At 72.5% G+C, this 23126-nt stretch carries 17 protein-coding genes and 1 pseudogene; 6 read left to right on the top strand and 12 right to left on the bottom strand.

Going from position 1 to position 23126, the window contains the following annotated elements; translation table 11 throughout:
• The first annotated feature begins 5 nt into the window (after positions 1 to 5).
• The 3 genes from ACQP1S_RS20680 (at position 6) to ACQP1S_RS20670 (ending at position 4892) form a co-directional block, all read left to right on the top strand.
• The gene (locus ACQP1S_RS20680) at positions 6 to 317 is read left to right on the top strand and encodes a YbaB/EbfC family nucleoid-associated protein (RefSeq protein ID WP_432898018.1); all 312 of its coding nucleotides are present in this window, start codon (positions 6 to 8) and stop codon (positions 315 to 317) included.
• Positions 317 to 3037 (top strand): hypothetical protein, encoded by a 2721-nt coding sequence (locus ACQP1S_RS20675; RefSeq protein WP_432898015.1) that lies wholly within the window; start codon positions 317 to 319, stop codon positions 3035 to 3037. The genes ACQP1S_RS20680 and ACQP1S_RS20675 overlap by 1 nt, the downstream gene beginning before the upstream one ends.
• 178 nt (positions 3038 to 3215) lie before the next feature.
• The gene (locus tag ACQP1S_RS20670; RefSeq protein WP_432898012.1) at positions 3216 to 4892 is read left to right on the top strand and encodes a protein kinase domain-containing protein; all 1677 of its coding nucleotides are present in this window, start codon (positions 3216 to 3218) and stop codon (positions 4890 to 4892) included.
• Here the strand turns inward: ACQP1S_RS20670 and ACQP1S_RS20665 are convergent.
• Positions 4862 to 8317, bottom strand: coding sequence for a BTAD domain-containing putative transcriptional regulator (locus ACQP1S_RS20665; RefSeq protein ID WP_432898009.1), 3456 nt, complete (start codon positions 8315 to 8317; stop codon positions 4862 to 4864). The two genes, ACQP1S_RS20670 and ACQP1S_RS20665, sit on opposite strands and share 31 nt — an antisense overlap.
• A 58-nt stretch (positions 8318 to 8375) precedes the next feature.
• Positions 8376 to 10733, bottom strand: coding sequence for an AAA family ATPase (locus tag ACQP1S_RS20660; protein ID WP_432898006.1), 2358 nt, complete (start codon positions 10731 to 10733; stop codon positions 8376 to 8378).
• 256 nt (positions 10734 to 10989) lie between these two features.
• Here ACQP1S_RS20660 and ACQP1S_RS20655 point away from each other — a divergent pair, with 256 nt between their 5' ends.
• Positions 10990 to 11316: a hypothetical protein gene (locus ACQP1S_RS20655; protein WP_432898004.1), complete on the top strand. Its 327-nt coding sequence runs from the start codon at positions 10990 to 10992 to the stop codon at positions 11314 to 11316.
• Positions 11317 to 11429: 113 nt separating this feature from the next.
• The gene (locus ACQP1S_RS20650) at positions 11430 to 12053 is read left to right on the top strand and encodes a helix-turn-helix transcriptional regulator (protein ID WP_091250144.1); all 624 of its coding nucleotides are present in this window, start codon (positions 11430 to 11432) and stop codon (positions 12051 to 12053) included.
• A gap of 137 nt (positions 12054 to 12190) precedes the next feature.
• On the opposite strand, the gene ACQP1S_RS20645 is transcribed toward ACQP1S_RS20650, so the two are convergent.
• Entirely contained in the window at positions 12191 to 12391 is a 201-nt protein-coding gene (locus ACQP1S_RS20645; protein ID WP_432898000.1) for a hypothetical protein, read from the bottom strand.
• A 440-nt stretch (positions 12392 to 12831) separates the two neighbouring features.
• Complete coding sequence (locus ACQP1S_RS20640; protein WP_432897997.1) at positions 12832 to 13719, bottom strand: helix-turn-helix transcriptional regulator; 888 nt, start codon at positions 13717 to 13719, stop codon at positions 12832 to 12834.
• Between the two features lie 180 nt (positions 13720 to 13899).
• On the opposite strand from ACQP1S_RS20640, the gene ACQP1S_RS20635 reads away from it, so the two are divergent.
• The gene (locus ACQP1S_RS20635; RefSeq protein ID WP_432897994.1) at positions 13900 to 14760 is read left to right on the top strand and encodes an SDR family oxidoreductase; all 861 of its coding nucleotides are present in this window, start codon (positions 13900 to 13902) and stop codon (positions 14758 to 14760) included.
• Between the two features lie 87 nt (positions 14761 to 14847).
• On the opposite strand, the gene ACQP1S_RS20630 is transcribed toward ACQP1S_RS20635, so the two are convergent.
• The 8 genes and pseudogenes from ACQP1S_RS20630 to ACQP1S_RS20595 form a co-directional block, all read right to left on the bottom strand.
• The gene (locus ACQP1S_RS20630; RefSeq protein WP_432908161.1) at positions 14848 to 15357 is read right to left on the bottom strand and encodes a GNAT family N-acetyltransferase; all 510 of its coding nucleotides are present in this window, start codon (positions 15355 to 15357) and stop codon (positions 14848 to 14850) included.
• Between the two features lie 249 nt (positions 15358 to 15606).
• Positions 15607 to 16266 (bottom strand): response regulator, encoded by a 660-nt coding sequence (locus ACQP1S_RS20625; protein ID WP_091250132.1) that lies wholly within the window; start codon positions 16264 to 16266, stop codon positions 15607 to 15609.
• The gene (locus tag ACQP1S_RS20620) at positions 16263 to 17420 is read right to left on the bottom strand and encodes a sensor histidine kinase (RefSeq protein WP_432897990.1); all 1158 of its coding nucleotides are present in this window, start codon (positions 17418 to 17420) and stop codon (positions 16263 to 16265) included. The genes ACQP1S_RS20625 and ACQP1S_RS20620 overlap by 4 nt, the downstream gene beginning before the upstream one ends.
• Entirely contained in the window at positions 17420 to 18253 is an 834-nt protein-coding gene (locus tag ACQP1S_RS20615; protein WP_432897987.1) for a lysostaphin resistance A-like protein, read from the bottom strand. Before ACQP1S_RS20615 ends, ACQP1S_RS20620 begins: the two co-directional genes overlap by 1 nt.
• Positions 18254 to 18676: 423 nt before the next feature.
• Positions 18677 to 19018: pseudogene (locus tag ACQP1S_RS20610) on the bottom strand (glycosyl hydrolase); the annotation flags it as partial.
• Between the two features lie 54 nt (positions 19019 to 19072).
• Positions 19073 to 20470, bottom strand: a complete 1398-nt coding sequence (locus ACQP1S_RS20605) for a leucyl aminopeptidase family protein (RefSeq protein ID WP_432897984.1) — start codon at positions 20468 to 20470, stop codon at positions 19073 to 19075.
• An 18-nt stretch (positions 20471 to 20488) separates the two neighbouring features.
• Complete coding sequence (locus ACQP1S_RS20600; RefSeq protein ID WP_432897981.1) at positions 20489 to 21043, bottom strand: DUF2087 domain-containing protein; 555 nt, start codon at positions 21041 to 21043, stop codon at positions 20489 to 20491.
• A gap of 132 nt (positions 21044 to 21175) precedes the next feature.
• Entirely contained in the window at positions 21176 to 23119 is a 1944-nt protein-coding gene (locus tag ACQP1S_RS20595) for a RiPP maturation radical SAM C-methyltransferase (RefSeq protein WP_432897978.1), read from the bottom strand.
• Positions 23120 to 23126: the final 7 nt, after the last annotated feature.

The raw sequence follows: 23126 nt of genomic DNA, 5'->3' as shown, positions 1-23126 counted from the left end.
TAGCCATGTCACAGCCGAAGCAGCCGACACTCGACGAGGTGGTCAGGGCCGGGCGGATGTTCGAGCAGCGGATGCGGAGCGCGCAGGCCAGTCTCGACCGCGCGCTGGTCACCGGCCGGTCCGCGGACGGCACGGTGGTCGTGCTGGCCAACGGCCTGGGTCAGCTGAAGGCCGTACAGGTCAGCCCGACCGTCTTCGACGGCCGCGACGTGGCGGCCCTGCAGAATGCGATCACCGAGTCGATCCGGGCGGCGGCAGCCAACGCGGCCGTGCTCGCCCGGGAGAAGATGGGCCCGGTCGAGATCAACCTCCACTGATGATGGACTTTCTACGCAGCCATCCGCCAGCGGCGATCCTCCGGCACACGGTCGGGAATGCGCTGGTCCTGCATGCCCGGGAGCGGATCAGTCCGCAGGCCCGGTCGCTGGCTCTGACGGTCGTCGAGGACCCCGACAACGACATCGTCGTTCTCGACCTGTACGAGGATCCGCCCGTCGGAATCTGGGAGTCGGTTGCCGCGACGCTGCGTCGGCGTCGGCGTCGGCGCGGCATCCGGCTCATCGTCTGCGGTGTGCCCCACCAGACGGGTGCTCTCGCCGGCCAGTGGCTCTGCGACCGGCTACGTCGCCCGGTCGTGACACCGCACGGTCAGCTGGTTCGCGCGACGAACGGAACGCTCTTCGTGCCGACGACCGAGGGCAGCGGCTGGGTCCGCTACCGGCCGGGCCGGACACCGGTCTGGGAGTCCCAGCGCTACCCCGCCCCGCCCTGGGACGGCTCCGCCGCGCAGTTCACCCCGACCAGCGCGGTGGCCGCCGTCGAGCCCATTCCCGGTGGCGTCTGGATCCGCGACACCCGCGACGCGGTCGTCGTCAGCGACCGCGGGCAGTGGCTGGTCTCCGCGGTACCCTGCCAGAACGAGGCGATGACAGTCGTCCTCGGCTGCCCCGGTACGCCGCCGCTGGCCCTCGACAGCGTCGCCCGGTTCTGGCGCGGACTCGACCCCGACGGCCGCCGGCAGGCCAGATTCGTGCACTACGGGCCGGTCCAACTGCCGGTGGGTGAGGCACTCGGCCAGCGGCTGGCCGACCTTCTGGAGTCACCCGTGGTCTGCTTCGCCGGCGTACCGGTCGGCAGACCGGACCGTCTGCGCATGTTCACGGTCAGGCCGGACGGCTGCCCCGGCTGGCAGGTCTTCACCCGCGACCTCTGTTTCAGCCCGCGGCGCGCGGCCGCCGACCCGGCCACACTGCCGCGCATCCTCAGCCACGAGGCACCACCGCTGCTCGGCGACCCGGTCGGCCCGTTGACCTACCAGTACGCCAGCGACGCGGTCGTCGAGATCGTCCAGTCCGGGCTCTGGGTCCGCGACGCCGAGGTGCCACCGAACGCCGGGCGGATCCGCGCCCACCTTCCGGATCCGGCCAGCCTCGCCCTCATCGTCGACGACACGGTCCCGGCCCGGCTACCGCGGCTGCGGGAACTCGCAGATGACCTGACCGCGCGCCTGGATCCGGCCACCCGCGGCGGTAGCGCCCTGCAACTCGCGTCGGCGGTGGCGGCCGGCTGGCGGGCGCGGTCCGCCGTCGCCGACGGCGCCCCCGACGACGGACGGACCTACCGGTTCACGGCGGCCGACCTGGCCCCCGACGACGGACGGACCTACCGGTTCACGGCCGCCGACCTGGCCCTCGACGAACCGGTCGAGGTTGCTCCGCCGCCCGCCGAGGTGCGGGCCGCGATGACCGCTCCCGGCCCGCTGTCGCCGTCCTGGGTGCCGACGATCCCGCCGGTGGCCGGCGTGCCGGGCCTTGCCGCTGCGGAGTTCGTGGTCGCACCGGTCGAGCAAGCGCGGGCACCGGAGGCGGCACCCGACCTGAACGGGGCACCCGCTTCGCAAGCACACCGGATCGGTGGCCGGGCGGCGGGTCCGGCCGGCGGAAGGCTCGTCCCGGTCGCGCCGACGGGCGAGCGCCGCCAGCCCGCCGTGCCGGCCGGGCCGGTGCCGCTCCGGACGTCGTCGGGTCGCCTGACGGATCCCGCTACCACCACCGCGCTCTGGCACCAGCCGGCTTCTGTCGACACTCCCACCGGTGCCGGCGGGCCCCGCCCCCGGCCCGCTGCCCCGCGGTCGGGCCCACCGCCAGCGGAGCCGGTGCTCGCCGCGCCGACGTCGGCCCGGGAATCGGCGTCCGCGTCGACGGCCGCGCCGCCCCGGGAGGTGGTGTCCGTGTCGGATTCCCCGGCCGGTGAGGCCGGGCAGTTCGTCCGGTTCCAGGCGACCCCGGCGTCGCAGGCGCGGGGACCAGCCGTGACCAGCGGTCTCGACGCCGAGCGGTCGTGGCTGCGGCGGCGGTTCCACCAGGAGTTCGACGCCGCCACCAGCGCGATCTCCCGGCTGTTGGCCGAGCATCCCCGCCTGCAGGCGGGTGGTGAGTCGGTGACCGACGCGGTCGCCGTACGCCTCTATCTGTCCGCGCCTGGAGATGGGGTGGACCAGGCCCTGCGGTCCGGCGCGGTCGGCGACCCGGTGCTGTTCGCCCGCTGCGTCACGGCCGGGATGAGCCGGTTGCCGTCGTATCGGGGTGCCGTCTGCCTCTCGACCAGACTCTCCGGCGACGAACTTCAGGAGATCGGCGCGAGGCGGGTACTGACGGAGCGGGCGTTCACGCATGCGCTGACCGACCCGGCGGTGAACCTCCCGGGCAACGTCGAGGTCCTGCTGTGGTCGATGACGGCCCGCCGGACGCGGCTGCTGGAGCCGGAGGGTGACCATCACGTCGACAGCCGGGTGCTCTTTCTTCCCGGCACCCGATTCAGGGTGCTGGAGGTGGCAGCACCTGGTCAGGATCAGCCCGGCCGGCTGCTGTTACGGGAACTGGCCGCCGACGAACCGGTCGGTGAGCCGGGACCGTTCGACGATCTCGCGCTGGCCTCGCTGCGCCGCTGCGTCGACCGGTGGGCGGCGACGGCCCGACGCAGCCGGGTCGGTTCGGCTTCGGTGCCCCGCCTCACCTGCCTGCCGGGCCTGATCTGACCGAGCGGGGTGTGCCCGCATCCGGCGACCGGTGCGGGTGGTCTCCGGCAGCGCCGCTCCCGGTGCTGCCCGCCCAGGGGGAGGCGCTGGTTGAGCGTGCAATTATCCTGGGATGCAAGCTGGCGGTATGGACGCCGACGTCGGTGCTCCTCGCGGTTTCGTCCAAGAAGGAGATCTGGTGGACACTGCGTACCGCGTGACTCCGTTGCGTACGAACGATCCCGAACGGCTGGGTGAGTACCTGCTCATCGGCCGGCTCGGATCGGGCGGCATGGGAGTGGTATATCTCGCGGAGAGCGACGACGGAAGCCACGTCGCGGTCAAGCTCATCCACGCGGCCCTCGCGGCGGACCCCGAGTTCAGTGGTCGGTTCCGCAGCGAGGTCGATCGGGCCCGACAGGTGCCGCCGTTCTGCACCGCCGAGTTCCTCGACGCCGACCTCGACCACGATCCGCCCTACCTGGTCGTCGAGTACATCGACGGTCCGGGCCTGGACGAGGTGGTCGCCGAGCGCGGCCCCCTGCGCGGCGGCGCCCTGCACTCGCTGGCGGTCGGGGTGGCCACCGCGCTGACCGGCATCCACGGTGCGGGGATCATCCACCGCGACCTGAAACCGAGCAACGTGCTGCTGGCGCTCGGCAGCCCCAAGGTGATCGACTTTGGCATCGCGCGGCCGTTCGAGGCCACCAGCCAGCACACCCGTACCGACGTCATGGTCGGCACCGTCGCCTACATGGCGCCGGAGCGGTTCTCCGACGGGCCGGACACGCCGGTGACCGCCGCCGCCGACGTGTTCGCCTGGGGCTGCGTGATCGCCTTCGCCGGCACCGGGAGGACCCCGTTCCGAGGGGACTCGGCGTCGGCGACCGCAGCCCGCATCCTGACCCAGCCGCCGCGGCTGGACGGGCTGCCGGACTCCCTCCGGGAACCCGTGGCTCGGGCGCTGGCGAAGGACCCGGCCGACCGGCCGACCGCCCCGCAACTGGTGAGCATGCTGTTGGGCAATGAGCCAGCGCCCCGGCCACCGAGCGTCGACCAGCGACCGCCGGCCGGGCCCGAGCACCGGCCACCGCCAGTCGGGCCCGAGCACCGGCCACCGCCGGCCGGGCCCGAGCACCGGCCACCGCCAGTCGAGCCCGAACGGCGGACGTGGTCGCGCGGCCGACGGCGGGCAGTGTGGACTGCCCTGGTCGTCCTGCCCGTGGTGGTCGGCGTCACGATCGCGAGTCGGGTGGTGAACCTCGACAGCGACACCGGGGCGGGACCCGCCACGCCGTCGGCGGTGGTCTCGTCCCCCACGACCGCGGGGCCCGTCGCGCCGGTGCCGTTACCGGTGTCGGCGACCCCGACGCCCGCTCCGCAGCAGACCCCCTCCAGCGGCCAGCGTCCCGATGCTGCCTCGCCGTCGGTCGAAGACAAGCCGTCGCGGCCCACCGGGAGCACCGGCCCGCCGCCCCCCGCCAACTCGGCCGGCCGGAACCTGGCCCTCGGCCAGCCGGTCACCGTCTCCGGCTCGGAGGGCCCCCCGTGGGCCGCCGCCAACGCCGTCGACGGCGACCTCGTGACCCGGTGGGGTAGCCAGTGGAGCGACGTCGGCTGGCTGACGGTGGACCTGGGCGCGCAGCGGCAGATCAGGGAGATCCTGCTGCGTTGGGAACACGCCTACGCCGTCGAGTACCGGGTGGAGATCTCCTCCGACGGTAGGAAATGGACGGCGGTGTACCGCACCTCGTCAGGTCAGGGTGGCGACGTGCGGGTCACCACCGACAAGGTGGCCGGTCGCTACGTCCGGATGTACGGCACTCAGCGCTCCAACATGTACGGCTACTCCCTGTACGAGATCGAGGTGCGCTGAACGCCCCGATCCGTAGGCGGGTCGCCGCGGGCCGGGTCCACGCCGTACCCGGTCAACCGGCGGTGGGCGCGGCGCAGGTCCCAGCGGGCGCCGAGCAGCGTGTACAGCCCCACCGCCTCACCGCCGATCCGGGCCGCCTCGTGCGGGCGGCGGGCGGCGGCCAGCAGCGCCGCGGCGTCCTCCAACGCCGCGGCCAACTCCGTCACCCGGCCCACCTCGCGGTAGTGCGCCGCAGCGGCGAGCGCGGGTTCCGGGTCGCCGTCGAGCAGGGCGCGGCAGCGTGCCGCCGCCGGGTGCGCCCGCGCGGGCCGGGACTCCTTGGCCGCCTCGTCGGCGCAGGTGGCCGCCGCCCGTTCGGCCACGTCCCGGCGGCCCAGGCTCAGCGCGAGCCGGGTGACGTCGGGCAACCACTGGTGCCGAATCATCAGCGGTGCGTACTCGGGCACCAGCAGCGGGTCGAGGATCCGCAGCGCGTCCTCCGCGCGGCCCTGCTGCTCGGCCACGAGCGAGCGGGCGACCAGCAGGAAGTCGCAGCTCTCCCGCTCGGCGTCGGTGGCCGGCACCAACTCGGCGGCGTCCAGGTGCCCGGTGGCCAGGACGACGTCTTCGCGGCGCGCGGCGACGAGCGCGGCCGTGCCGTGCAGCAGCATCGCGGTCGCACCCGGCTCCCGGGTGCCCAGCAGGGTGGTGCCGGGCGGGTCGTCGGTGACCGCGCTGACCACCGAGAACACGTCGTCCCACCGGCCTGACCAGTAGTGCTGCACCACGGCGGCGACGTACAGGCTGGCCGGCAACCGGTGCCGCAGCGCGAAGAGCGCGGCCTCCCGCAGCGTCCGCTCGGCATCCTCCAGCCGGTCCAGGTTCTGCAGCGTGAACACCCGGTTGTCGAGCAGGTCCAGGTACAGGCCGGCGAAGGCCGGGTTCTCCCGCATGATGTCCAACGCGCGATCGACGTACTCCAACGCCCGTTGGTGGTCGCGGCGGATGGAACTGGTCAACCAGGTGGTCTGCAGGGCGAATGCCGCCTCGTACGGATCATCCGGGTCGGGCGCGGCGGCGTGGATTCCTGCCGCCGTCCGGTCCGCCTGGTCCAGGTCGTCCAGTGGCCCGCGGCGGAAGTTGGCCAGCAGCATCCGGTGGCGGGTGTGCCACAGGGCGGGCACGGTGGGGTCGGTCAGCGCGTCCTGGACGAGGCCGAGCGCCGCCGCAGTGTCGCCGACCCGGTAGGTCATCGCGGCGAGTAGGTGCCGCATCTCGGCGCGGGCGGCCGGATCGGTGGCGATCCGTAGCACCTCCCGGGCCTCGTCCAGCGGCTGCCGCTGGTCCCGGAAGTCCAGCCTGACCAGGGCGATCAGCAGCCTCTCCCGTTGCTGCGGATCGGGCAGGTCGGTGCCGAGCACCCGGCGTAGCAGGTCGCTGCCGAGCTGGGACGCGCGTCGGCCCAGCTCGGCATGGTGGGCGACCAGCCACGAGACCACCCAGTCGTCGACCACCGCAGTCGCCGCGGCGAGTTGTTCGGCCACCCGGCCCACCGGGCTACCGCCGTTCGCCAGCACCTCGGCGGTGTGCCGGTGTAGCGTCGACCGGGCCGGGGGCGGGATGCTCTCGTACAGCACATGCCGCAGGATCGGGTGCCGGAAGGCCAGTTCGGTGCCGTCGTCCACGACGACGTTGGCCTCCAGCGCCTCCTCCAGACTGGACACCAGATGGAAGGGGGAGTGGCCGGTCACCGCGCCGACGTCGTCGATGGAGAAACGGGTACCGAGCAGGGCCGCCGTGCGGAGCACCTCCTGGGTGCCGGCCGAGAGAAGGTCCATGGTGGCGCGGACCACGGCCAACAGCGAGCGCGGTGCCTCGATCGGCACGGCGTCGGGGATGTCGGCCAGCCCGTCGACCAACCGGACCTCGCCCCGACGCAGCAGCGCGATGGTCAGCTCGCGGGCGTAGCTGGGGTTTCCGGCCGAGATGGGGACCACCTTGGCCAGGTGCGGTCCGAGCGGCGCACCCACCAGGCCGGTCACCAGCTCTCCGACCGCCTCGGGTGGCAGGGCTGTCAACCGCAGTAGGTGACCCTGCCGGGCCTGCACGCCTCGGCGCAAGCTCACCAGCTCCGGTTCCCCGGGCTCCAGCCGTGCCGCCGCCACCAGCAGCAGCGGCATACGGCGGGTGGCGGCGACCAGCCTCTCCCACAGCGACACGCCGGACTGGTCGGCCCGGTGCAGGCCGTCGAGGACCAGCAGGAGGGGGGCGGTGGCGCAGGCCGCGCGTACCTGGGCCAGCACCCGGTCGGCGGTCCCGTCGACCGGGTCGTCGAGTCCCGTCGGTTGCCGCCCGAGGGCGGCCGGGCCGGCCGTGAGTCGGGTTTGAAGCCCCAGCGCCCGCGCCGCTGCCTGCAGCGGGACCTGCTGGTCGAGTTCCTGGGCGACGCCCCAGGCGACCTGACAGCCTCGTTCGGCCGCATCGGCGAAGGCCGCGGTGAGCAGCGCCGTCTTGCCGATCCCGGGTTCGCCGTCGACCCAGACCACGGTGCCCTGACCGGCAACGACGGCCTCGACCAGGGTACGCAGCCGGTGCAGCTCGCCGTCCCGGCCGGCCAGCGAGCCCGGCGGTGGCCTGTCGCGCGTCGGTCGGCGCACCGGATCGGGGGGTGCCGCAGGCGGGCGACGCGCGATCGTCTCGGCCGGTCGGGCCGACACCTTCTCGTGCAGTCGGGTGAGGGCGTCGCCCGGCTCGACCCCGAGTTCGGTCAGGAGGGTGTGCTGTGCCGTCCGGAAGAGCGCGAGTGCCTCGGTTCGCCGGCCGGTGCGGTGTAGGGCCAGCATCAGCAGCTCGTAGAAGGGCTCGTGCAGGGGGTGGTCGCGGACCAGACCGGCCAGGTCGGCCAGCACACCGTCGTCGCCGAGCTCGACCAGCATCCGGGCGCGCTGCTCGACGGCGTCGAGTCGTCGCTGCGCCAGCTGGGCCCGCTCCACTTCGATGCGGTGGCCGGTCAGCCCCGCGTACGCCTCGCCGTGCCACATGCCCAACGCCTCGTCGAGCCTGGTCACGGCGGCGGACGGGTCGCCGCCCCGGCGCAGCCGCGCCGCCTCCGCGCAGAGCGCGACGAACCGTTCACTGTCGATGTCCCCGGGGTGCAGGCGCAGGGCGTACCCGGCAGGTCCGGAGGTCAGCGATTCGTGACCGAGGCCACGACGCAGTCCTGAGATGTACGTGTACACACTGCCCACCGCAGTGGTGGGTGCGGACGTACCCCAGATGCCCGCGATCAGTTCGTCCCGCCCGACGTCGCGTCCGGCGGCCGCGGCCAGCAGCACGAACAGCACCCGCTGCCGGGCCGGCCCCAGGGGGAGCTCCTTCGGGCCGCGCCAGGCCCGGACCGGACCCAGGACCGACACTCGCAGCCGGTCGTCCGGTGTTGTCGCCACAAGTCCTCCATGGGGACAGGTGAAGAGGTGTCCGCTCCCGCGTCGGACAGTACGCCGGTCACCGGGCGACAGGGTGCTCGCCTTCGATGATCGCCGATCGGGAGAGGTGCGGCTGGGTCGGGTTGCCCGGCAGGTGTGGTCGTACCCGAGCCAGCAGGGTCCGTAACTCCTCCAGCCAGGGTGGGGATATCCGGCGCTCACGCAGGGCCACATGGGCGATCTCTGCCGCCGCCTCGAACTCGCCTCGTCGCTCGTGGCTGTGCGCCGCCGTCCAGCGCATCTCGCCCCTCAGTTCCGGCTCGGTGGTCCGGGCGGCGACCCAGCCCGCCTCGGCCGCCGCGTGGCGTTCCTGGCGCAGCAGCAGGCGGGCCAGCCAGGCGGTGAACAGGAGCTGTTGGTCCAGATCGAGGGCCTGCTGGGCGTGGACCTGTTGCAGGACGGCGATGGCGATCTGTGGTGCCGTCCCGGCGATCTGTGCGACGTGTTCGGCCAGCCAGCCGCCGAGCCAGTCGTCCACCGGCACTCCTGCGGCCAGCAACTGCGCCACCACCCGGTCGGGTGCCGCGCCGGCGGCGGCGAGCCGTCTGGCGTACAGGCGGCACACGGCGACCCGGAGTGCTGCCGGTGTGCTTTCGTAGAGGGTCCGGGCCACGATCCGGTGCCGCAGCCGCAGCCGCAGCCGGTCGGAGGGGGCGAGGATCCCGTGGGCCCGCGCCGGGGCCAGTGCCCGGGTCAGTTCCTCAGCGCCGCGGTCGGTGACCGCGGCCAGCTCGGTGATGCGGCAACCGGGCGGCTGGGTCCCCGGTGCCCGCAGCTCGTACGCGCTGAGGAACGCGACCGCCCGCAGCACCTGGCGGGTGTCCTCGGTGAACGGGGCGAGGTGCGCCCCGACCGTCGCGGCCAGATCAGCCGTCGGTGGAGCACCGGCTTCGCCCCCGGCGAGCTGCCGGAGGTACTGCGGGTGTCCGCCGGCGTCGTCGAGGATCCGGGCCAGTTCTTCGGGCTCGGGCGGCTCCGGGGCGACTGCCCGGACGAGGGCGCTCGCCGCGTCGGAGTCCAGCGGGGGCAGCTCGATGAGCTCACCGAGGGACTGCCGGGTCGCCAGCGGCTCGCCGGACCGAACCACCGCGACCAGCAGCAGCGGAAGCCCGGCGGTGTGCCGGGTGAGCGTCGCCCACGCCCGCTGCGTCGTCGGGTCGGCCCACTGCAGGTCGTCGACGACGAGTACGAGCGGCGTATCCGCAACCGCGCGGCAGATCAGCCGTACCGCCCGGTCCGCAAGGTCGACGTCGGCCGGATCTCCCAGCTCTGCCCGGTCTCGCGGTTCGGCGGGGTCTTGCGGTTCGGCAACGGTGGCGAGGGTGCCGAGTTCGTGCCGGATCGGGTCGGCGACCTGCGCGGAGTCGAGGCACTCCAGCAGGGTGCCGAGCGGCGTGCGTCGGGAACCGTCATCGCCGACCGCCCAGCCGATGTGGGACCGCTGCGGTGTGGTGACACGACCCAGCGCAGCTTCCAGCAGCGTCGACTTGCCGATGCCGGCGGGACCCCGGATCAGGAGGGAGCCGCCGCGTCCGAGGGCGACGCCGGCTGCGGCCCGGCGTAGCCGGTGCAGGACCGGGTCACGGCCGACCAGCAGCTCCCGGTGGTCCGGCCGGACGTCGGCGGCGGTGCCGGGCGTCGGTGGACTCTCGGGACGGCTGCCGGTCGCGACGGTGCCGTCGGTGGTCGCCGGCACCGGGTCCGCGTCGCGGCCGGCCTCGTGCGGCGTGCCGGTGAGTCTGGCCCGCAGGTCTTCCCGGAGTGGATTCGCGGCCATCAGATCGCGTAGTACCCGGGCCGATTCTTCGTGCCGCCCGGTCTCGGCCAGCAGCGCGGCGTGTCGTTCGGCGGTGGCGAGCCGCAGCGCGGCCAGGCGCAGCCGTTGTGCCTGCGCGAAGGGGCCGGGCACGCCGGCGAGCGCCGCGCCGTGCCAGAGCAGTAGGGCGTCCTGGACGGTGGCCAGTTCGGCGCGGGTGTCCCCGGCGACCCGCTGCTGGCGGGCGGTCTCGCGCAGCCTTTCGAACCTGACGACGTCGACGCAATCCGGGGGGAGGTGCAGCTGGTAGGTGCCGCCGCCCGAACTGAGCAGCCGTCCCGCCGCCCACCGGCTCCGGGCCGGTTCCAGCACCTGGCGCAGCGTCGAGACGTACGTGTAGATGTTCCCGGTCGCGCTCGGGGGCGGGTCCTCGCCCCAGACGGCGGCGACGAGCTCCGCCCGGGAGACGCTGCGTCCGGCGTGCAGGGCGAGCACACACAGTACGGCCGTTCGGCGTGCCGAGCCGAGCGTGAGTTCGGTGTCGTCCCGCCAGACCCGTACCGGCCCCAACATGCGGAGGTCGATCTCCGGGAACTCCGCCGACATGGCTTCCCTGCTCACCGTCGCGAGATCCCGCCCCCGCGAGGTGCGTCAGCCCCACCAGCCCGTCTGCTCGACACCTGGACATTCTTCCCGAGGTGGGAGCGTCCCGCCAGTTGGGGGGCACCGAACGGGGAACTGGCGCAGACCGGGGCGGTAGAGCGGGCAGACTGGACCGAAGTCCGGGCACTTCCGTCGCGGCAGCCTTCCGTCCCCGCTGTCGACCTGATGCACTCCCACAGTGTCGGCCCAACCTGATGCATCGACGAGCCCGTTCGTGGGTGAACTCCTGCTCACCCTCGCCAGCCAGGGGCGCTTGGTGCTGCCGGCGGAGCAGGCCGACGAGGCGATAGCCGCGTTGGAACTCACGCTCTCCGCTGTCCGGGCACGGCTGCGCATCCTGCACATCTGGCAGCACATCCCGACCCAGCGGGTCGAAGAGATCCCCGACGAACTCGCCCTGGACGTGGTCGACGCCCTCTTCGCCGACCAGCTCGCGCCCGGCCGGCTGGAACTGGCGGTGACGGAGATCCCCAAGTACATCGAGGCGCTGCGCCGGGCGCGGCTGGCGCCCCCGGACGCGGATGGTCGCCTCCGCCGCTGAGCCGTGTCGGCGCGAACCTTCACGGCGGACGGGGCAGTGGTGAAGCCGCGTGGAGATTTTCTGAAGAACCCTTTCGGAGACTCTCCTCGCACCCATGACATGCGGAGGTTTCAGTGGAACAGGTTCGGCTGGTCCTACAGGCGTCAGACCCGATCAGCTACGCGGGACTCGCCAGCTTCCTGAGTTCCTGCCCGACGATCGAGCTGCTGCCCGCCGACGATCGCGCCCGGGCGCAGGTGCTCGTGTTCGGCTGCGAGCAGTTGACTGTGGACGTGGTGGCGATGCTGCGCCGTTCGGCCGTCGAGACGGGTCTACCGGTGGTTCTCGTACTGCGCGAGATAACCGAGAGTGAGCTTCTCGCTGCGGTGGAATGCCGAGTGGTGGCCATCCTGCCGCGTGCGGCGGTCACCGGCGAACGGCTGGCGCACAGCGTGTCGGCTGCGGCCGGTGGTGGCGGCGTCATGCCGACGAATCTGGTGGGTGAGCTGCTCAAGCACATCGAGCGGCTGCAGCGCGAGGTGCTCGCCCCGAACGGTCTCAACGCCTCCGGCTTGACCCCGCGCGAGGTCGACGTGCTGCGGTTGATGGCGGACGGGTTCGACACCGGCGAGATCGCCGGAAAGCTCTGCTACTCGGAGCGGACCGTCAAGAACGTCATCTACGGGGTCACCCACCGGCTCAGGCTGCGTAACCGCTCCCACGCGGTCGCCTACGCGCTGCGTACCGGCATGATCTGAACCGAGGTCCGGCAACCTGGCGTGGCCACGGCGTTCGTCCGGTCACCCCTCGGGCCGTCACCGCCCCGGCGTCGCCCGGGTTGCTGGCCGCCGGGCCTGTCTCACCATCGGCGGTCACGGAGGGGTGTGGGGGCTCGTTACCTCCTGCCCGGGCTGGGTGTTTTGTCTGTCCGGTCAGCGGCGCCTTGAACGAGTTGCTGCGCCACAGAGAGCTGCCGGACGGCCACGGTGAGGCCGGCGACGCAGACGACGACGATGAGAACGCCGGTCGTGCCGCCACGTAGGGTCTCGCCGAGCAGCAGCATGCCGATGGTGGTTGCTGCGACCGGGTCGACCACGGTGCCTGACCGCCAGCGGCGCGGCGAGGCCGTGGCGGTAGGAGAGCTGCGTGAGCCACACTCCGGCGACGTGGAGCCCGGCGATGGCCAGTACCGAGATGAACCCGGCCGGTGCGATCATGGCGGCGAGGCCCGCGTCGGTGATCTGCGCGCTGAGGGTCTGGGTGACCGCTGAGGCGACGCCGTATGCCATACCGCCGCCAGCACGGTGGCGTCACCCTCGGTGCGGCTGATGCGTCGCCGGGCGGTGACCGCGCCCACCGGCACGGCCACGACCAGCGTGAGCTGGTCAGGGTCAGGAGGGCCACGGGGCACGAGATCTTCCCGGACTGTAGCCGCTGCGCGCCGTCAACGCCTACCTGACGACCGGAGTATTGCCCACCCGCAACATCACCTGCGCCCCGGGCGCGTTCCACTTCCGAACAGGTCCCGATGGTGTTTCAGGTCGGCGGGGCGTGCCGGATCGATGCAGGGCTCAGCGACCAACTCGCGAGCAGGTTCAAGGCGCGTTGGGAGGGTGAATGGGGTTCGGTGCTGTAGAGGAACATGGTGGTCTCTTTGTCGCCGGGCAGGGTGAGTGTTTCGTAGTCGATCGACAGGTCGCCGACGACCGGGTGGCGAAGTCGCTTGGTCCCGTAGGTGCGCTGGTAGACCCGGTGCTCGTTCCACCATTGGTCGAACTCGGGACTCTGCGTGCGTAGGTCGTCGATGAGCTCGGTTAGCGTTCGGTCGTTCGGATGGGCGCCGAACTCGAGGCGCAGGCTTTCCACGGCGGCTCTTGCTTGCTGGTCCCAGTCGACGAACAGTTCCCGGGCTCCGGGGTCGAGGAGTATCCAGCGGGCGTAGTTCCGTTCGCGTGCTGGCATCTGCTCGAAGTCGGCGAGCAGCGCCCGAGCCAGCCGGTTCGCGGCCAGCACGTGGCTGCCGCGGCCGAGGACGAGTACCGGCACCGTGTCGAGGTTGTCCAGGAGCTGCTGCACGCCGGGCCGAATCCGTTGCACCCCCGGCACGGCTCCCCTTGTGCGACCGCGCGGCGATTCGGTCGAGCCTGCGCCGATGAGGTCCTCGAGGTGGCTCCGGCCGGCCGGATCGAGGTTGAGCGCGCGTGCGAGCGCGTCGATCACCGCCGGCGAGGGCACGATGCGACGTCCCTGTTCAAGGCGGGCGTAGTAATCCGTCGAGACCCCGGCGAGCAGCGCCACTTCTTCGCGGCGCAGGCCCGGCACGCGGCGCACACGGGCGTCTGTCGGTAGGCCGGCTCGCCGCGGATCCTGTTTGCTGCGGGCCCGTCGCAGGAAATCGGCGAGCTCGCGATTGATGGCGGGCATGGGCCCATTGTGCCTCGCGGGCCGGCGGGCTGGGTGGACCTAGGAGTCCTAGGCAGCGCATTCCCAGGTCTGGAAGGGCTCGAGATGACCGCCCACGACGGCCGCGCAACGGACACAGTTGAACTCATACCGATCTCGCCGAATGGCTCGGCGAGACGACACCCCCCGGAAGGACCCCCCATGAGTATCCCCACCGATCGCCCGGCCACCTGGTTCGTGACCGGTACGTCGCGCGGCCTCGGCCTGGAACTGGCTGTTCAGGTACTACAGCGCGGTGACAACCTCGCCGCCACCACCCGCACCGTCGAGCGCCTGACGACTGCGCTCGACGGCCGCGTGGACACCTCGAAGCTGCTCGCCCTCAACGTCGACCTCCGTGACTCCGACGCCGTCGGACGCGCGGTCGAGGAGACCGTCTCGCGCTTCGGCGGCCTCGACGTGGTCGTCAACAATGCCGGCTACGGCTACCTCGGTGCCGTTGAGGAGGCCAGCCCGGACGACGTCCGCGACATGCTCGACGTACAGGTCGTCGGAGTCTGGAACGTCTTGCGGGCCGCCCTGCCGGTCCTGCGCGGCCAGCGCAGCGGTCACGTCGTCACCGTGTCATCCGTTCTGGGTCTCACCGCCGTGCCGGGCTGGGCGCTGTACTGCGCCGGCAAGTTCGCCGTGGAAGGGATCAGCGAGGCGTTGGCGGCCGAGGTCGCGGACTTCAACGTCGAGGTCACCATCGTCGAACCGGGCTATCTCCGCACCGATTTCCTGACCACCGATGCACTGGCACTGCCTGCGGCGCCCTCGGACGCCTACCCGGCCATCCGCGAGATGGTGCACAGTCACCTCAAGCTGCAGGGCAACCAGCTCGGCGACCCCGTCAAAGCCGCCGAGCGGATGATCGAGAAGGTCGTCGCCGGGGGAGGGCCCCTGCGCCTGGTGCTGGGGTCGGATTCCCACGCGTACGCCACGGCGAAGGTGGAAGCCCTGCGAGCGAATCTCGATGCCGCCCGTGACACCGCGGCTGCCACCGATCATCCCCGCGCCTGAACCGCGTTCCCGCCCCTGACGCCCGCCGGAGAGAAGAGCGACGATGAACAGATCGCCCACCAGATCGGCGCCGTGCCCGGACGGACCTCAGCGCAGTTCGTCGGCGAACAGCCCCATCACGAACTTGTCGTACCACCGGCCGTCGCGGCGGAAGGACTGCCGCAACCGGCCCTCGTCGACGACGCCCACCTTCCGGTACACGTGGTGGGCGGCAAGGTTCTCGGTCACCACGGTCAGCGTGATCCGGTGCAGGCGCATGTGGTCGAAGCCGTACCGGCACACGGTGCGCATCGCGTCGGTGCCGTACCCCTTGCCCCAGTGGTCCTGTTCCCCCAGGTAGATGTCCAGTTCGGCGCAGCCGGTCTCCGCCTCGGCGCCGTGCAACCGGACCAGGCCGATCAGCTGGCCGCCCGTGGTGACCTCGACGCAGAACAGCACGTCGCCGTAGTCGTTGCGGGGCCGTTCGGTCAGCCAGGTCCGCACCCGGTCCTCGGTCTGCGGGTAGCCGGCGCTCATCCAACGTACGACGGCGGGGTCATGGTTCCAGCGCCACAGCGCCGACGCGTCGTCCGGTCCCATCGCCCGCAGCGTGACCAGTTCGCCCCGTACGTTCGTCGTCGTCTCCTCCGGCCGGTCGGTTGGCCGGCCATGGTGTCACCGCGGCCGGTCCCGCTCAACGGGATTTCCTGGGCGGTCCGTTGCCCCGGACGCCCGGAACGGACCGTGACCGACGGGCGGTCACAGTTCGTTGCCGGACGAGGGGCGGCCGGCAGGCTCGCCGGTGCGGCGGGCGGTCCGGGCGCAGTGTCGGCGTGGGTGCGGGCGATGGGTGTCGCCTGACCGCGTTCAGGTCACCAACCCGGTCCGGTACGCGTACACCACCGCCTGCACGCGGTCGCGTAGGTCGAGTTTGGTGAGGATGCGCGACACGTACGTCTTGACGGTCTCCTGACTGATCACCAGCCGGGCCGCGATCTCTCCGTTGGACAGGCCGTCGGCGATCAGGCGCAGCACCTCCAACTCGCGACGGGTAAGTCCCACGTCGTTCGGCGTGCCCTCGGCGGGACGGATGCGTGCCGCGTACCGGCCGACGAGCTGCCGGGTCACCTCGGGCGCCAGCAGCGCGGCCCCGCCGGCGATGGTGCGGATGCCGTGCAGCAGCTGCGCGGGTGGGGCGTCCTTGAGTAGGAAGCCGCTCGCTCCGGCGCGCAGCGCCTCGTAGACGTACTCGTCGAGGTTGAACGTCGTCACCACGAGCACCTTGACCGGGTGGGCCGCCCCGACACCGGCCAGCAGGCGGGTCGCCGCGATGCCGTCGAGGACCGGCATCCGGACGTCCATCACCACCACGTCCGGGCGCAGTCGGCCGGCGAGGTCGACCGCCTCGCGCCCGTTCCCGCACTCGCCCACCACCGCCAGGTCGGGTTGAGCGCCGATGATCGTCGCGAAGCCGGTACGGATCAGCGCCTGGTCGTCGCAGACCAGCACCCGGATCGGCGCGGTCACGACGCGTCACCGGTGGGGATGCGGGCCCGGACGACGAAGCCGTCACCGTTCCGGCGCTGCGCGCTGAACTCGCCGCCGAGGACGGTGACGCGTTCGCGCAGCCCGGCCAGGCCGCGTCCGCTCCCACCCGGGCCTGCGGGGTGCGTACCCGGGCCGTCGGTGCTGATCTCCACCGTGATCTCCCTCTTCCCGTGGTGGACGTGCACGGCGGTGCGGCTGCCGTGGGCGTACTTCAGGGCGTTCGTCAGCGCCTCCTGCACGACCCGGTAGGCGGCGGCCTCCGCGCTGCCGACATGTTCTGCCCGGCGGCCCTGCTGGGTGAACTGCACCGGCTGCCCGGCCTGCCGGGTCTGCTCGACCAGCGCGGTCAGCTCCCCGACGGACGGCACGCGCGGGTCGGCGTCGTGGTCGGGGTTGAGCAGGTCGAGCAGGATCCGCAGGTCGGTGATGGCACGCCGGCCGGTGTCGCTGATGGCGGTGAGGGTGGTGTCGAGGCGGTCCGGGGCGGCCGTCAGGTAGCGCGCCGCCTCGGCCTGCACGACCATCGCCGTCACGTGGTGGGTCACGATGTCGTGCAGTTCACCGGCGATGCGGGCGCGTTCGGTGGCCCGGGCGGCCGCGGCGGCCCGCTGGCGGCGCTCGGCCTCGGCGGCCCGGCTCTGCCGCAGCCAGGCACCGGCCCCCCAGGCGAGGACCAACGCCAGGTAGAAGGTGAGGAAACCACCCAGGCCCTCCGTCGACCCCTGCCGGTGCAGGGCGACGGCCAGGGCGACGTACGCGGCGGAGCCCACGACCAGGGTGGTGCGCCGACGACGTTCCAGGTGGACGCCGGCGCTCAGCAACGCGACGGCCAGCGCGGCGCCCGCGACCGTGTGGTAGGCGCGCAGCTGGTCGATGGCGAAGCCGAGGGACACCAGGGCGAGGCAGCTCCCGGGCCATCGCCGGCGGACGGCCAGCGGAAGGCACTCCAGGGCGATCGCCACCACGGCCAGCGCGTCGAACGGACGGCCGGGCAGGTCGCCGAGTTGCGTGCTGCGGTCCTGCAGCACCGGCACCGGCGCGCAGGCGAGGGCGATCAGCAGCGCCAGCGGGAGGTCCCGGACCGTGACGGGCCAGCGCCGCCACCGGTCCGTAAGCGTCCGCAGGTCGACCATCAGGAGACGGTAGCGTCTGCCGCCGGCGCGTCGACCGGGCGGCGACGCGGGACGATGCGACCCCGGCGGTGGGCCAGCCCCAGGAACACCACGGTCAGCGCCAGCCCCGCCAGCACCGTGTACAGGCTGGCCTCCGGCCCGAAGTCGCCGCCGCTGAGCAGCGTCGGGCCCGACATGGTGGCGTCCAGCAGCCCCCTCGACTCGCCGTTGCCGGAGACCACGACGCTGAAGATCCCCGCGGCGGCGAAGTTCCACCCGAAGTGCAGCCCGATCGGCACCCACAGGGTGCGGGTGGCGGCGTAGCAGGCGGCGAGCATGAAGCCCGCCTCGATCGTGATGGCGGTCGCGCCCCACACGCTCGCGTCGGGGTTGGCCAGGTGGATCAGGCCGAACAGCACACCGGTCACCAGCAGCGAGAGCCAGGTCCCGAGGCGTTCCTCGACGAGGCGGAACAGCAGGCCCCGGAAGAGCAACTCCTCGGTCACGGCCGCGGCCGCCATGAACCCGAACAGTCCCACCACGCCGGTCACCGAACCCAGGCCGTGCACGTGGTAGCCGCCCAGCAGGGCGATGGTGACGATGACGGCGGCGAACATGGCGAACCCGATCAACGTTCCCCGGACGACCCGGGTGCCGGCGCCGGCCCGGGCCAGTTCCGTGACGTCCCGTCGTTCGGTACGGCGCACCACCCATTGGTACGCGAGGAGCGCGGCCACGGCGGTCGCCGTGCCGAGGAGCAGGGTGAGCCAGGGGTCGTCCTGCACCGTCGCGACGGCCCGGCTGCCGACGAGACCGGCTGCCGCGACGGCGAGGACCTGCTTCCACACACGCATGACGGGTTCCTTTGCGAGGTGCGCGGCCGGAGTGCCGCGGTCACCTGGAACGCTAGGGATTCACGAGCCGGGAATCGTCACCGTGCGGTGGACACCTGCAGGTAGCTCTCGCGGGGGACAAGCGTGGTGCCGTGCGGAGACAGCAGGTGTACGACGGTCTCCTCGGGACCATGGGCCGACGGCCGCCAGGTTCGTGCCGATCGGAAAACTCAAGGCGGCCGGCACGATCGGTGAGGCGCTCTGTGACTCCGGCAAGGCGCTCTGCAGCTTCGGTGGCGAGACGCGGGTCCTCATGGCCGACGGATCGTCGAAGCCCATCAGCGACGTGCGGGTGGGGGACAAGGTCCTGGCCACCGATCCAGAAACGGGCGAAACGAGCGCGCGACCTGTCACCCATACATGGATCCATGAGGATGGACTGCGGATGCTGAACGGCACCGTGTCGCCGTAAGAGAAGAGCGAGCCGTTCGCCGGGCCGGTGATGGTGACGGTCGGGGCGGTGTTGCCGACGCCGATGGCGTCATCGTTGAAGTAGCCGGTGCCGTAGTCGAGTACGTACAGCGCGCCGTCCGGGCCGAATGCGGAGCCCATGACCTGCTTGCCGGTCCAGGGGAACGACGTGTCGATGGCGCCCCGGGAGCCGTCGGCGTTGACGTGGATGGGCTTGATCCAGCCCCGGCCCAACTCGGTGGCGAAGAACTGGCCGTCGAAGGACTGCGGGAACTTGAACCACGAAAAGTCCACGTCGTCGCGGCGCGGGACCGGGACGCGTCCGCCGGAATGAACCAGCCATCGCGCCCCGCCGCGACCGGGGACGCCCTACTGCGGACCGCGCAGAAACTCCACCAGGGTCCGTACGCCGAAGCCCGTGCCCCCGTGCGGGGTCTCGTCGAAGGCGGCCTCGTCGTTGAACGCGGCTGCCCCGAGGTCGACATGGACCCAGGGGAGCCGTGGCCCCACGAACTCCCGGAGGAAGAGCGCCGCCTGGATCGCGTCGCCAGGGCGGTAGGCGGCGTTCGCCCGATCCGCCACCGACGATCTGAGGTGACGCCGCTCGGACTCCCACAGCGGGAGACGCCAGAACAGCTCGTCGGACCGGGCGGCGGCGGCCGACACCTCGGCGGCCAACGAATCGTCCCGGGCGAAGTAGGCCGCCGCGCGGGTCCCGAGCGCGTGCGGCACCGCCGCCGTCAGGGTCGCCACGTCGATCAGGACGTCCGGGGCAGGGTCGCGGGCCAGCAGCAGAGCGTCGGCCAGCACCACCCGGCCCTCGTTGTCGGTGTTCAGGACCTCCGTGGTCGTCCCGTCGGCATGCCGGACGACGTCCCCCGGGCGCAGGGCCGCCGGGCCGGGCATGTTCTCGGCGAGCGGGAGCAGCGCCCGCAGCCCCACCGGCAGGCGCAGGGCAGCCACGGCGGAGACCGCACCGACGACGGCTGCGGCCCCGCCCATGTCGGCCTTCATCCCCCGCATCTCGGGTGGGCTCTTCAGGCAGAGCCCGCCCGAGTCGAAGGTGATCCCCTTGCCCACCAGGGTGACCCTTCGTCCGGGCATCGGAGGGTCGTACCGGAGTTCCACCAGGCATGGCGGCTCGGCCGAACCTCGGGCCACCGCCAGCAGACCCGCCATGCCCAGGGTGTGCAGCGCCTCGCCGTGGTGCACGACGCAGGACAGCGCACCACCGGCGAGGCCGGTGACGCGCCGACCGAACTCCGTCGGGCCCAGTTCGCCGCCGGGGCTGTTCACCAGATCCCGCGCGAGGCAGACGGCATCGGCGACCGCGACGCCCTCGGCCACCGCACCGGGGTGCGCGGTGCGGATGGTGATCTCACCCAGGGGCGGAGGAGCAGCACCGTAGCGGTGGCGGTCGTAGCGGTAGGCGGCCAGCACCGCACCCTCGGCCACCGCACGGGCACGGGCACCCGCGGACACCGGGCCCTCCGTCGTCTCGGCGAGGTCCAGCCGCAGGGCACGGGCTGGGCCGGCGGCCCGGACGGCAGCGGCCGCCGCCCGGCGGAAGGTCGCCGGGGTCGCTGTCCCGGCGGGACCCAGGCCGACGTTGAGCAGCACCATCCGACCGTCCGGGCCCGGTTCGGCGACGACCTGACCGGCGCGGCCGGTGAACCCGCGACGGAGGGCGAACGTCCCCGGACGCGTGCCGTGGTGCCAGGGCAGGGCCACCACGTCGGCGGGCCGGGCGTCGGCTACCGGGGTCACGATCACGCCCGGCACGGGTCAGGCGCGCTCGTAGGCGGTGCCGGCCTGGTTGCGCGTGAGCAGCCCCTCGTCCACCAGGGCACGACGCAGGGCCACCCAGTCGTCGAACCACTCGCCGCAGAGGGCGTTGACCCGGGCCTCGGGATAGACCTCTCCGGGGGAGAAGGTGTCGACCACCACGGCCAGCACCCGGGCCCGCACCTCGGCGTCCCCGGGAATGGCGGTGATGCGGCCACGACGGAAGTAGGCTCCCGCGCCGTCCCCGCCACTGCGGCCGGCAACCCGGACCTCGGCCTGGACCGCACGGCGGAAGGCGTCGTCCACCAAGGCGTACGTGTTGGTGGCCCGGTCCTCGGCGACGATCCTGCCGTCCACCAGCCGACGCAGAGCGCCCGCGGTGGCCTTGGGGGTGAGCCCGGTCTGCTCGGACACCGACCCCACGGTGCGCGCCCCGAGCACGAGCGCGGCGAACGCCGACCGCCGGGCCGGCTCGGCCAGCAGGCCGACGATGTCCCCGCAGGACGGCGGACGGTCAGCGGAGTCGGTCTGCGGCTCTTCGTCGGCCGGGGGCACCGGACACCTCACCTCTGCGTCGTCGGGCGGGCGGCCACCACGGCCGGACCACTCCCGAATCTGTCCACTGTCGATAACCTAGCAGTCGCACCCCGTCACACCGGCCGAACCGCCGGTGCCACGGCCGTCGACTCAACCACGGACCGTCGGTGCCTCCAACACGACAGGCGGCTGCGTCCGGGCCCGGCGGGGAGTGCTCTCCGCCGGTGGTGTGCGGTACGCCGAGGGACGGTGCCGCACCGCCAGGGCGATCACCTTGGCCCCCTCGATGAACACCCAACGTCGGCGCTGCCAGGCGTGCAGCAACTCCAGTGTCGGCTCCCAGCGCGTGCCGGACCAGTGCCGGGCCTGGAGGTCGCGGAAGCGGGTACCCCCGATCAGGGCACGGAACAGCCGGGCCTCGTCACCGGTGAGGACCGTCTGACCCGCTGGCAGACCCGGCCGCTGCTCGTCGAGGGCGACCGAGCTGAAGCCGAGCCGGTAGGTGAAACGGGCGGTGTGCCGGTGCGCCTTCCACAGCCGCACCCGGGCGGCCAGCCGGTGGCGCAGCTCCTCGTTGCGCGCGTCGTCGTGGAAGTCACCCTCGAAGTGGTACGCGATGTCCCAGAGCTCCTCGTCGGAGAGCCCCGGATAGGCGAACCGGTAACCGGGGAAGGGACGCGACAGGGTCAACCCGAACGACCCGGGCCGTTCCACGTACGGGCTGAACCGGTCGAAGTGGACGGCGAGGATGTCCGCGTCGGGCGGCTCCAGGTGGGTCAGCGAGGCCACGAGGTTGAGCTGGGACAGCAGGGACGCGGGGGTCTCCCCGGGATACCCGGTGAGGATGTTCCACACCGGCAGCACCCCGAACTCCGCGCAGCCCAGCAGGAACCGGACGTTCTGCATCGCGGTGGCGCCCTTCTTCAACGCCCGCAGTCCCTCGGTGCTGAGGCTTTCGATCCCGGGCTGGACCGAACGGACCCCCGCCCGCCGGATCGCCCGGATCTGCGCCCAGTCCATGTTCGCCTTCACCTCGAAGAAGAGCGAGTGGTCCGTCCGCATCTGCTCCACCCGGGGCAGCGCCGTCTCCAGGTAGCCCAGGTCGAGGATGTTGTCCACGGCGAAGAAGTCGAGCACCCCGTAACGGTCCATCAGGTGGTGCAGTTCCTCGGCCACCGAGTCCGGGTGCTTGCTGCGGAACTCCATGGTGGCACCGTTGAGCCCGCAGAACGTGCAGTGCGTCTTCGCCCCCCACCAGCAGCCCCGGGAGAACTCCACCGGAAGCGTGATGTCGGGCTCCAGAGCGTGCAGGCCGACCTCCCGCAGCTGCTCGAAGAAGCCGTCGTAGTTGGGCCGGGGCACCACGAGCTGCGCGGTGGTGCGCCGGGCCGGCAGCGCTCGGGACGTGGACGCGGCGTCCTGCCCGCGTACCACCAGGCGACCGGTCGCCGCGAGCGGGCCACCCGCCGCGACCTGCCGCAGCAACGCGACGAAGGCGTCCTCGCCCGGCCCGTCCACCACGGCGTCGACCGCCGGGAACTTCGCCAGCAGGGTACGGCCCATCGGCCCTTCGCAGTTGCTGCCGCCGAGCACGATGGTCCCGGTGTACCCCTGCGCACGTAGCCGTTCCGCGACCGCGAGCGTCGGACCGTTCTGGCTGAACGTCGTGGTGAACCCGATGACCTGCGGCGCGGCCCGGAGCAGTCCCTCAGCGGTCTCGACCACGTGCCGGTCGGCGACCGCGCGCAACGCGTCGACCAGCGCGATCTCCCGCTCGGTGATTCCCCGCTCCCGCAGCAGCGTGTAGTAGGCGGCGCGCTCGGCGTCGCCGGCCGCCCGCCGGGCGTACACCCAGTCGCCGACCGACAGGTGGTAGAGGCCCTCGGCGACCCGCGTGTAGGCCGCCGCCCAGTCGTCCGGGGACAGGCCGAGCATCCGTCCGGCCAGGGCGTAGAAGCTGAGGTACGCGTAGTCGGAAACCACCTCCCAGCCCTCCGCCTCGGCCACCGCCCGCAGGGTGCCGATCTGGATCGACGGACGGTGGACGTTGTTCCAGGGCATCGAGACGAGTGCCGCGCGGCCAGCGTCGCTCATCACGTCA

This window comes from Micromonospora matsumotoense (assembly GCF_050951065.1).
GTDB lineage: Bacteria > Actinomycetota > Actinomycetes > Mycobacteriales > Micromonosporaceae > Micromonospora > Micromonospora matsumotoensis.
Note: the sequence above shows the minus strand (reverse complement) of the source record. Positions and strands in the feature narration are given on the sequence as shown.